We start from the raw sequence: 10,319 nt of genomic DNA, 5'->3' as shown, positions 1-10,319 counted from the left end.
ATAGTTTCATTTAAATCTTTACTTTCCATCTACATACTATACTTTCAATAAAATCTACTAGTATAAATAATATTAATCCTAAAAAGCTTAATATAACTATTCCAGAATACATTTCTATATAGTTAATCCTTGTCCATGCATCTTGTATAAAGTACCCTACACCAGCATTTGTTCCATATGCCTCTGCAAAAAATAGTACAGAAAAAGCCGTACCTATAGATAATCTTATATTCGTTAATATCTCTGGCAAAATTGCCGGAATGGTTACATGACGAAATAACTGTAACTTTGTTGCTCCCAAACTAATTAATGGGTTATAGTTCTCACTTAGTATATTTGATACTGCATCTCTTACCGACACGATTACTTGGAATACCGTTATTAAAACTATTAATGTTATCTTTGATCCATCTCCTAATCCATAAATAGTCATAACCACTGGAAGTAATGCAGTCTTTGGTATTGGATATGTAAAATATATTAATGGATTTAATAGTTTATTAATATTTTTATAGTATCCCATTAATAATCCTATAGTAGACCCAATTAAAAATGATATCAATAAACCTATTAGTACTCTATATAAACTTGCACTTATATGCATATAAAAATCTTGTTCAAATAATTTTGGTATGTACATATATATTTCATGTGGTTTTGGTACTATTCTAGAATCCATTACCATACTAAATATATACCAAAGTAAATTAAGTATTATAAAACCTTTAACAAATGTTTCTATCTTTTTTAATACCTTCACTTATCCCATCCCCTTTTTATAAGGTCTTTTATATGCGAAAATAGGATGGAATAATCTTTATCTTTTTTATAATATTTATTATTAAAAAGATTGTTATCTATAACTTCAATAATTTCTCCCGGTCTATTAGACATTACTATTATCTTCTTTCCCATATATAAGGCCTCATCAATACTATGAGTTATAAAGAATGTAGTCATTTTATTTTCATTCCATATATCTAAAAATAACTCCTGTGCTTCATCTCTTATAATAGCATCTAAGGCTGAAAATGCTTCATCCATTAAAAGTAAATCTGGATTAATTAAAAAACTTCTTACAATTGAAACTCTTTGTTTTTGTCCCCCACTTAATTCATTTGGGTATCTATTTTTTAATTCATTTATATTTAACCTTTTCATAATTAAGTCCATTTTTTGGGTAGTATCATTTTCAACTACTTCTTTTTTTATCTTAAAAGGTAAAAGGCAATTTTCTTCTACTGTTTTCCATGGTAAAAGTCCAAAGTCTTGAGGAATAAATCCAATCTTATGAATATGAGGGTTAAGCTCTTTTAAATCTAAAAGAACCTCACCCTCATACTTTTTTATTATTCCTGATAGTACATTTAATAGAGTGGTTTTACCACATCCTGAAGGACCTATTATTGCACATATATCATCATTTTCAGCTTTAAAGTTTATTGGTCCTAAAGCTTTTACTTTTTCTCTTTTTGATTCATAGAAAACAGATACATTATTTATCTGTATCATAAAATTTCCTCCAAGAACTATTTAGTACCTATATCACTCATTGCATCTTTAGCTTTAAGTTCTTTAGTTATTATTTTATTTTCCTTTGACCAATCAAATACTTTTTGAACCTTTTCTTCTGATGGTAAATAGTTAGCCTTAAAGTCCGGTAATTTAATATTCCCTCTCATGTCTTCTGAATATCCAACTGTTGATATTACTATATCTTCATATTTAGATATATCATTGTTATTTATATAATCAATTGATTTATTATAAGCTTTATAGAAGTCCTTTATAGCTTCAGGCTTTTTATTTATAGCATCTTGTAAAAATCCAGTAGTAGATATCATTATATCTTTATTATATAACTTAACTATTTCTTTACCCCCATCTGCAATTGCTGTGTCATTAAATGGAGCTGGTAGTATAGCCGCATCTATTTGATTATTTCTAAGCGCTTCTAATCTAGCTGGCATTGCTGGTATTGCCACTTTTTCTATATCCTTAGCATTCATACCATTTTCTGTAGCTATATAATCAGCTAAATAATCCATCATTGTACGCTCTGATATTCCTATTTTTTTACCTTTTAAATCATTTGCTGATTTAACTCCAGAATCTTTACCAGCAACTAATGTAAATGTTCCATTTGTTGTACCTGTTATCTTCATATCAATTCCTGAATTTTGATAAATTGAAATAGCAACTTCATCAGCTAATACACCATCTAATTCCCCTGCTTGTAATGCTGCATCTCTATCTTTAGCAGCTTTAAATATTTGAAGATCTAAATCTAATCCTAATTCTTTAAAGTACCCATTTTCTTTAGCTAATACTAGTGGAATTGCATCAATTGACCCCATTACACCTACTCTTAAAGTATTATCAGCTTTCTTTTGTTCTGGCTTTTCTTCTTGTTTTTTACAAGCTACCATTGTTGTCGCTATAGCTAATGCCATAGTCGCCCCTATAATTTTCTTAAATCTCATATTTTGTGTCCTCCCACTTTTTGAATAGTTCATTATTTATATTAAGATAATCTAATATTTTACCCACTAAAAAATCTACAATTTCATCAATTGAACTTGGATGATGATAAAATCCTGGCATTGCTGGAATAATGGCAACTCCCATAGTCGATAACCTATGCATATTTTCTAAATGTATAGTATTAAGTGGAGTTTCTCTAGGCACTATTACCAACTTTCTGCCCTCTTTTAATGCAACATCAGCTGCTCTACATAATAAATTTTTAGATAACCCATGGCTTATTTCAGCTAATGTACCCATAGAACAAGGTAGTATTATTACAGCATCATATTTATTTGAACCACTAGCTACACCCGAAAATAAGTTATTGTTATCTTCAAGCTTTACATTTTTATAATTTATATTTAATTCGTTAATCCAAGTATCTAAATCTATAGACAGTTCATATTTAAAAACTTGTTTCCCTTTTTCTGTGGCCACTACATTAGTTTGAATTCCTTCTTTAACTAACACTTCTATTAATCTTTTAGCATATATACTTCCACTTGCCCCTGTAATTCCAACTACTATTTTTTTTCATAGTCATTCTCCTTTATATCAAACAGTCTATTAATCCAAAAACTAAAAACACAATACTTATAACCTGATTGACATTATATGATGCTACTTTAACATTCTTCAAATTATCAGGACTTACCATCCTATGTTGTACTATAAATAATATTGCAATTATAGATAATCCTACATAATATATAATTCCTAACTGCTTTGTCAGTATCCCTACAACCCCTAAACATACTAAAGCTATAAAATGAAATAATCTTGATATTAATAAAGCATTCTTTACTCCAAATTTTGCTGGTATTGAATGAATTCCATTTTCTGTATCAAATTTATAATCCTGAGCACCATAAATAATGTCAAATCCAGCTACCCATAAAGTATTTGCAGCTCCCATTACTAATGGAAGTAACGTAATTTTACCTGTAACAGCAAGCCATGCTCCAACTGGTGCCGCTGCTGAAGTTACACCAAGCACTAAATGACATGCCCACGTAAATCTTTTTGTATAAGAGTAAATTATCATTAAAAATAAAGCTATTGGTGAAAGTATTAAGCAAATTGTATTAAGTTTATATGCTGCAAAGACCATTACTAAAAAGCATATTACTACAAAGGCTAATACTTCTTTTTTATCCATTAATCCTTGAGGTAGTTGTCTTGTAGCTGTTCTTGGATTTTTAGCATCTATCTTAGCATCTATTACTCTATTTAGAGCATTAGCTCCCGTTCTAGCTCCTAAAAAAGCTACTATTATCCAAAATATTGTAGTGAAATTTAATCTATTATTTCCTGCTAGTAACATTGAAATCAAAGCAAATGATAAAGAGAAAATAGTATGAGAAAACATGACTAAAGTTCCATAGTCTGTAACTTTAGATTTTAATTTACTTAATCCCATACTCTTCCCACCTTCTATCTACTTGTTTTTTAATATCCTCTGACATTTCTATATCATTTGGCCACTCTCTTTTATGACCTTCACTTGGCCATTTCTTTGTAGCATCTATACCTATTCTGCTACCATAAAAAGGTATCTCAGCCGCATGATCTAGCGCATCTAGCGGTCCTTCTGAAATTACTAAATCTCTTTTTGCATCAATATTATTGAAAGCCTTCCAAGCTACTGTAGATACATCTTGCGGGTCAACATCTTCATCAACTACAATAATCATTTTTGTATACATCATTTGACCCATTCCCCATATTGAGTTCATTATCTTTCTTGCATGGCCTGGATATTTCTTTTTGATAGATACTATTACACAACTATGGAATACTCCTTCTAATGGGAAATTAATATCTACTATTTCAGGATTAATCATTTTTAATAATGGCAAGAAAATTCTTTCAGTAGCTTTTCCCATATAACAATCTTCCATTGGCGGTTTTCCTACTATTGTAGTTGGATATACAGGATTCTTTTTATGAGTTATACATGTTACATGGAATACAGGATAATCATCCGCTAATGAATAGTATCCAGTATGATCCCCAAATGGTCCTTCTTTTCTTAACTCTTCGTTTACATCCACATAACCTTCAATTACAAACTCTGCATCTGCTGGAACGTAAATATCATTAGTTATTGATTTAACAAGATTAATTGGCATTTTTCTTAAAAATCCTGCTAACATAAGTTCATCTACCATTTTGGGTAATGGCGCTGTTGCTGCATATGTAATTGCTGGATCACAACCTAGTACCACTGATATTGGCATTTTTCCACCTAACTTTTTATATTGTTCATATATTTCTCTTCCATCTTTATGCCAGTGCCAATGCATACCTGTAGTGTTTTTGTCATAAACTTGCATTCTATACATCCCCATATTTTGTATTCCTGTGTCTGGGTCTTTAGTCACAACTAATGGAAGTGTTATAAATTTCCCCCCATCTTCAGGCCAACATTTTAATATAGGCAATTCATTTAAATCTGGTTCATGATTTATAACTTCTTGACATGCTCCCTTTTTGGGTAATTTAATAGGAAATACAGTTGCCATTCTACTTAATCTAGGCAATGATTTGAATTTGTTCATTATCCCCATATAGTTAGCCATATCTATAAATTCTTCTATATCATTTCCTATATCATTTATTTTTTCTACCCCTAATGCCATCGCCATTCTTTCATAAGTACCCATAGCATTAATTAAAACTGGATACTTAGAACCTTTTACATTTTCAAATAATAGTGCTGGTCCATAATCTTTAGAAACTCTATCTGTTATTTCAGTTATTTCAAGTTCTGGATCTACTTCTACTGATATTCTTTTTAACTCACCCTTGCTCTCTAGCTCCTTAACAAATGTCTGTAAGTCTTTAAAAGACATAAAATACCTCCTAATATTGCTCCCTTTATATTTGTGTTAACGATTTCTTTTTTGCCCATTTTTTACATTATTTAACTTTTTCATATTACTACATTTTTGCCTTAATTTCAACATTTCCATCCCTTTACTGTGTATTTTTCAACTTATCTATATTATAATTATTTAAAAATATTATTAAGCTTTATAGGAGGTATAAATGTTTCAAATAACCAAGAAATTTAAAGACCATAATATAAATTGTTCTGCTATAAAAATGGGTAATGATTTAAATATTAGTATATATGGTGGAGATGTTTCTCATATAGGTGCTGTTGCACTTGGAATTCCAAGAGTTAGCCTTGAAGATAAAAATAAGATAAGTTCTTCTGTTTCTTTAATAACCGTAACAGGTCACAAAGAAGATGTAATAGTACAAAATGTAGCAAAAAATGTAGCTAGTAAAATTAATAGAACTGTAGTTGTATGCTGTGGTATACATATAGAAAATATTACTTTTGATGAAATTCAAGGCATAAATAATCTTATAGACGATATTGTAAATGAGTTAGTTCAATCTATAAAAAAGCCATATATTAAATAATTAAAAAATTCGCTTCGCTCATATAGCCAACGCCGCATAAATCAGGTCCATTGCTAAAGCTTAGCGGTTGTAAATTACAATTTCCTTGTATTTAAAAAGATGCTATCACATCTGCTGTGATAGCATCTTTTAATTATTTTATTTCATCTAAGATTTCATCTAGATTATCTATTAATGTCTTTATATTCTCTTTAGTTATTACTAATGGCGGTTGGAATGCTAGCACATTTCTACCTAACCCATTTTTACCAACTATTAAACCTCTGTCTTTTAACTTTTCTAGTACTATATCGGTTTCTTCTGTTGCTGGCTCTCCATTCTTTCTTACTAGTTCAGCACCCAACATTAATCCTATACCTCTTACATCTTTTATTATAGGATATTTTTTTTGAAGACTTTTTAGGTTATCTTTTAATATTTTTCCAAGTTCTTCAGCTCTTTCGCAAAGTTTATTATTTTCTATGTAATCTAAAACTGCCATTGCTGTAACTGATGATACTGGATTTCCTCCTAATGTTGATGCAGATGGCTTTGTAAAAGATTTAGCTATTTCATTGTTAGTGCAAAATGCTGATATTGGCATTCCGTTACCTAAAGCCTTAGCTACTGTCATTATATCTGGTACTACATCATAATTTTCTATGGCAAACATCTTACCCGTTCTAGCAAATCCAGTTTGTACTTCATCTATTATTAATAATATTTTATTTTCTTTTAGTATCTTTTTCATTTCTTTAAAATACCATAATGGTGGAGTTATTATACCTCCATTACCTTGTATTGGTTCAGCTATTAATGCTGCTATATTTTCAGCTCCTATTACATCAATTATCTCTTCGATATTTTCTAAAGATTTTTTTTGCAGCTTCTTCTATATTAAGATTTTCATCATATACATTCTTTGCAAAATGTATTGATTTTGATAAATTAGGGTCAGCCCTCCACATAGGTATTTCTGTAGCACTCATGGTTAAATGAGTTCTTCCATGTAATCCATTACTTAATGCAATAAATTCATTTTTACCTGTATATAATCTAGCTAATAACATAGCTCCTTCATTTGCCTCTGATCCAGAGAGGCAAAAAAATGAGCGTCTTAAATTTCCCGGAAGTATATTAGATAATTTTTCTGCTAAATTAACCATTTGCTCTGTTAAATATATTATTGTTGTATGTTGAAGAGTTTGCATTTGATTTATTGTAGCTTCTAATATTTCTTTATTACAATGACCACAATTCATTACCGATACTCCGGCAAAGAAATCTATATACTCTTTACCATTATCATCATAAAGATATTGCATATCTCCCTTTACTAATTGTGGTGGATTTTTATAAAAATGATTTCCTTGAGATGACGGAAATAAGTAATCTTTTTTCTTTTCTATTATTTTTTCTGCCCCTATCAAAACACATTCCTCCTTAATTAAATTGCATTGCTCCTAATGTAAACCCTAAACAGTTATAGTCAAATTCATCAAATAATTTGCTACAACTATCTAAATTATTTATTGCTTTTTTATAAGATTTTATAATATTTCTTAGTGTATCATTGTCGTAATTACAACTTTCTATTCTAAAAGACTTAGCTCCTAAATTATTTAATTCTTTTAAAATTGGCATATAGCATAATTCTTTTGATAATAGCATGTGATTTTTGCCTGAATTATCTCTATATACTGGGTGTTCATTCCCTTTATCATCTATTAATAATAAAACTCCTTTATCATTATACTTTCTATCTATTTTTTCAGTTGGATTTAATGCCTTAGTGTTTTCATATAAATCATGGCTCATATACATTACAACCGGTGATCCATGAACTATTATTTCTAAAGGTAGCTTTGAGTTTTTTAGCATATCCTTTGTATTTGTTACTGGTGATTCACATGATATTGCCCCTAAGCTTAATCCTTCACTCTTATAAAAATCAGCTGAAACTTTATTGTATATATTTAATGAATAATCACCAATAATTTCTAAATTTAAATCATTAAATTTATTTATACTTCCTAAGTTTGTAACTAATATTCCATCTAATCCTAAATCATTGTTTCTTAGTAAATGGTTGTATCTTGAAAAGTCTTCCTCAAACATCATTTTAGGTAAACCTAAGTATATCTTAGAGTTTTGTTTATTTTTAGTTATAGATATTATTTCATTCTTAGTAAATGGTAGATTTGGCTCAAATACTTCTCCTGATAGATATATCTTATCTACTCCTTCTTCTATAGCCATTATTGCTGCTTCATAAGAGTTTACTTTTACACTAAGTTTAGCTTTATTATTTGATTTATTATCAGTTTCTAATATAGATTTTATTTCTTCTACTCTTTCCTTTTTTATTTCAAATTCATCTACAGGATTACTAAATACCTTTCCTGTACTATAAAATTTACCTGTTCCTTCATAACGCTCATTTATATTAAAAAGACCCGGATTTCCAAATGCATATGCAGTAGAAAAATCTCTCTTTCTATTGTCATGTATCTTTTGAGAATCTTTTTTTCTATCATAACTAATAGGATCATCTATATATCTATCAATAGCATCACTATATGAATTAATTAAGTCTATAAGATACTCTGCATCTCTCATTCTTCCTTCTATTTTAAAAGATACTACTCCAGCTTCTATTAACTCTGGAATATTTTCATACATATACATATCTTTTACTGCCATTGGAAAGCTTGTATCATATTGTCTGTCATCTTTATTTATTCTGTATCCCCAACGACAAGGCTTCATACACAGACCTCTATTGCTACTTTTACCAAATAGCATTCCACTATAAAGACATTGAGCCCCATGAGCTACACACATATCTCCATGTACAAAATATTCAAATTCCATATTAGTTTTTCCAGAGAATTGTTTCACTGTATTTAAATCTACATCCCTTGACATAACTACTCTTGTTACCCCTAATTTTTGTAGTCTTTTTATCGTCTCAAAGTTATGTACATTCATCATTACAGAAGAATGGATATTTAAGTTTAATCCTAAATCTTTAATTAATTTTAATACTGCCATATCTTGTACTATTAAAGCATCTGGCTGTATTTTATCTAAATATCTAAAATATTCTTCCGCTAGTAATAAATCATCTGAACTTAATAGATTATTTACTGTTATATATAGCTTTTTACCTAAAGAATGTGCTATTTTTATAGCTTCTTCTAACTCTTCATTAGTAAAATTAAAATCTTTCCTATGCATACGCATATTAAATATTTTCCCACCCAAATAAACGGCATCCGCTCCACTGTGAATTATATCTTTAAAAATATCAAAATTACCAGCAGGAGCTAATAGCTCAACTTCTTGATTATTAAAATATCTACTCATCCCTTTATTGCCTCTTTCCTTTTGTTTTGTCTATATTTATATAGTTAAATCCTTTGGTTAATTATACCATATCGATAATTATATAAGATAAAAATGCAGTGAAGGATTTTAATAGAATTAGTGCAATATAGATATCTCAGATTAAAAAATTTATTTTTATTAGAATCAAAACATGGAACAACTCAATATTTATCCACAGACTTTTTAAATTTATTCCTTGTTTAATTAGTAAATCGATTTCATTATTCACACTATCCACTAAAATAAGGCTTAATTGTGGATTAGATAAGTTACATCAAATACTTTCCTATACATAAAAAAGCTACTCAACAGAGTAGCTTTTTTAATAATATTATTTTTTACTATTTAACTTTAGGTCCTTGGCCTAAATTCCTACTTTCTAAATAAAAATCTACATCTATACTTTTATCCTTTTTAACTTCTTCAATTATCTTATTCGCCTCTTCTTTATTTTCATAAGGTCCAAATTGAATAATATATTCTCCATTTGATACTTTTTGAACATCTACATCGCTATAATTTAATAAGCTCTCTTCTATTCGAGCTATTTCTTCTCCGTACTCAAATTCTTTCGTTCTTATAAAGTAAGCTACTTTATTTTCTTCAATATTTTTATTTCCTTTAATCTTTACTTGTATCATACCTGGATTTTTGTGCTCTGTTATTTTAAAGTCTATATTCTCTTTAAACTCTATAGCAAATTTACGTTGAGAATCATCTAATGTCATAATATCATATACATCTTTTACAAATGGTAGCCTTTCTACCTTTTTTTCTATATATGTATCATACATACCTCTTACTCCATTAAATGTAAGAATCATTGAATATGGATACTTTCTATATTTTATTTCATAGTTTGGTAAATCTTCTGTAAATTTTCCATCTTTACTAAAGTAAATATTTATAGTGTCTTTTTTAAGAGAATCAACTACCATACTATTTCCATCAGTTATTACTCCTCCAAACTCCACGCTATTTGTAAAATC

9 protein-coding genes and 1 pseudogene are annotated in these 10,319 nt (G+C 29.0%); 1 reads left to right on the top strand and 9 read right to left on the bottom strand.

What is annotated here, in order from left to right; translation table 11 throughout:
* Positions 1-10: 10 nt before the first annotated feature.
* The 6 genes from BN899_RS13900 to BN899_RS13875 are packed head-to-tail and all read right to left on the bottom strand — an operon-like array spanning position 11 to position 5,381.
* Positions 11-760, bottom strand: coding sequence for an ABC transporter permease (locus BN899_RS13900; protein WP_042276549.1), 750 nt, complete (start codon positions 758-760; stop codon positions 11-13).
* A complete protein-coding gene (locus tag BN899_RS13895; protein WP_042276547.1) occupies positions 757-1,512 on the bottom strand; it encodes an ABC transporter ATP-binding protein in 756 nt (251 codons plus the stop codon). Before BN899_RS13895 ends, BN899_RS13900 begins: the two co-directional genes overlap by 4 nt.
* A 17-nt stretch (positions 1,513-1,529) precedes the next feature.
* Positions 1,530-2,483: an ABC transporter substrate-binding protein gene (locus BN899_RS13890; RefSeq protein WP_042276545.1), complete on the bottom strand. Its 954-nt coding sequence runs from the start codon at positions 2,481-2,483 to the stop codon at positions 1,530-1,532.
* Entirely contained in the window at positions 2,473-3,054 is a 582-nt protein-coding gene (locus BN899_RS13885) for a UbiX family flavin prenyltransferase (RefSeq protein ID WP_042276543.1), read from the bottom strand. The genes BN899_RS13890 and BN899_RS13885 overlap by 11 nt, the downstream gene beginning before the upstream one ends.
* Positions 3,055-3,076: 22 nt before the next feature.
* The gene (locus BN899_RS13880) at positions 3,077-3,946 is read right to left on the bottom strand and encodes a UbiA-like polyprenyltransferase (protein ID WP_042276541.1); all 870 of its coding nucleotides are present in this window, start codon (positions 3,944-3,946) and stop codon (positions 3,077-3,079) included.
* The gene (locus BN899_RS13875) at positions 3,933-5,381 is read right to left on the bottom strand and encodes a menaquinone biosynthesis decarboxylase (RefSeq protein ID WP_042276539.1); all 1,449 of its coding nucleotides are present in this window, start codon (positions 5,379-5,381) and stop codon (positions 3,933-3,935) included. Before BN899_RS13875 ends, BN899_RS13880 begins: the two co-directional genes overlap by 14 nt.
* 196 nt (positions 5,382-5,577) lie before the next feature.
* On the opposite strand from BN899_RS13875, the gene lpdD reads away from it, so the two are divergent.
* Positions 5,578-5,961 carry a prenylated flavin chaperone LpdD gene (lpdD, locus tag BN899_RS13870; protein WP_042276537.1) on the top strand — a complete coding sequence of 128 codons (384 nt, stop codon included), beginning with the start codon at positions 5,578-5,580 and terminating at the stop codon, positions 5,959-5,961.
* A gap of 133 nt (positions 5,962-6,094) precedes the next feature.
* Here the strand turns inward: lpdD and BN899_RS13865 are convergent.
* The 3 genes and pseudogenes from BN899_RS13865 to BN899_RS19225 all read right to left on the bottom strand — a co-directional run.
* Positions 6,095-7,265, bottom strand: a pseudogene (locus BN899_RS13865) (aspartate aminotransferase family protein).
* Positions 7,266-7,383: 118 nt separating this feature from the next.
* A complete protein-coding gene (locus BN899_RS13860; RefSeq protein WP_042276535.1) occupies positions 7,384-9,309 on the bottom strand; it encodes a peptidase U32 family protein in 1,926 nt (641 codons plus the stop codon).
* A gap of 362 nt (positions 9,310-9,671) precedes the next feature.
* Positions 9,672-10,319 (bottom strand): SPOR domain-containing protein (locus BN899_RS19225; RefSeq protein WP_042276533.1); only part of this gene is annotated, 648 nt, incomplete at its 5' end.

Source organism: Faecalimicrobium dakarense (assembly GCF_000499525.1).
Classification (GTDB): domain Bacteria; phylum Bacillota; class Clostridia; order Peptostreptococcales; family Peptostreptococcaceae; genus Faecalimicrobium; species Faecalimicrobium dakarense.
This window is presented reverse-complemented; position numbering and strand designations above follow the sequence as displayed.

Bases quoted from the DNA above. Each gene is read 5' to 3' on its own strand.
- BN899_RS13895 (WP_042276547.1), bottom strand. From the start codon at position 1,512: ATGATACAGATAAATAATGTATCTGTTTTCTATGAATCAAAAAGAGAA.
- BN899_RS13890 (WP_042276545.1), bottom strand. From the start codon at position 2,483: ATGAGATTTAAGAAAATTATAGGGGCGACTATGGCATTAGCTATAGCG.
- lpdD (WP_042276537.1), top strand. From the start codon at position 5,578: ATGTTTCAAATAACCAAGAAATTTAAAGACCATAATATAAATTGTTCT.
- BN899_RS13860 (WP_042276535.1), bottom strand. From the start codon at position 9,309: ATGAGTAGATATTTTAATAATCAAGAAGTTGAGCTATTAGCTCCTGCT.
- BN899_RS13880 (WP_042276541.1), bottom strand. From the start codon at position 3,946: ATGGGATTAAGTAAATTAAAATCTAAAGTTACAGACTATGGAACTTTA.
- BN899_RS13875 (WP_042276539.1), bottom strand. From the start codon at position 5,381: ATGTCTTTTAAAGACTTACAGACATTTGTTAAGGAGCTAGAGAGCAAG.